This window comes from Bacillus sp. AP8, from assembly GCF_000321185.1.
In the GTDB taxonomy this organism is placed as follows: Bacteria; Bacillota; Bacilli; order Bacillales; family DSM-1321; genus Bacillus_AD; species Bacillus_AD massilioanorexius.
This window is the reverse complement of sequence record NZ_CAPG01000119.1, coordinates 1-585: the sequence shown is the minus strand read 5'-3', so window position 1 is coordinate 585 and position 585 is coordinate 1. Positions and strand designations below refer to the sequence as shown.

Sequence of the window (585 nt, the reverse complement as noted above, 5' to 3'; positions counted from 1 at the left end):
CACGTAATCTCTTATTTCGAGGGATGAGTTCTTCTGTCGTTCGGGTTTTACGTGCATCTCGAATGGCACAACGGACGGCTGTGAATAGGGCATGTCTAAGTCTGCTGGAACCCCTTTTCGTGATATGATTTTTAGTGCCTTTAAAGGTACCAGATTCAAATACGCTAGGGTCAATTCCTGCAAAGGCAACCAACTTCTTAGGGTGATTAAACCGATCTATTTCTCCAATTTCAGAGACAATCGTTGCCGCGATTTTTTCACCGATACCAGGAATGGATTGGATAATCTTATATTCTTCTATATTTTTCGCTAAGGCATCTATCTCTTCTTCCAGTTTGGATAGATGCTTTTTGTATTCAAGAAGAATGTTAATAAGCATCTCTAAACTAATCAGGTGACTATGGTATAAGGTCTGCTGAAATGGATTTTGATGAGCTGCTTTCATTAGCTTAGCTGCTTGATCACGGGCCCATTTCTCAGATCGGCTCTTACATAGTTCGTTAATCTTCATAGATAGGGTCTCTACACCAGCTTCCAAAACTTCTTTAGAGGTTGGAAAGGCTGATAAAGTAAACAAAGAGACAT

1 protein-coding gene is annotated in these 585 nt (G+C 40.2%); it reads right to left on the bottom strand.

Annotation, left to right across the window (positions count from 1 at the left end; all coding sequences use genetic code 11):
• Nucleotides 1–585, bottom strand: a 585-nt coding sequence (locus tag BN349_RS24620) for an IS110 family transposase (RefSeq protein WP_019244611.1), incomplete at both ends; no start/stop codon positions are given.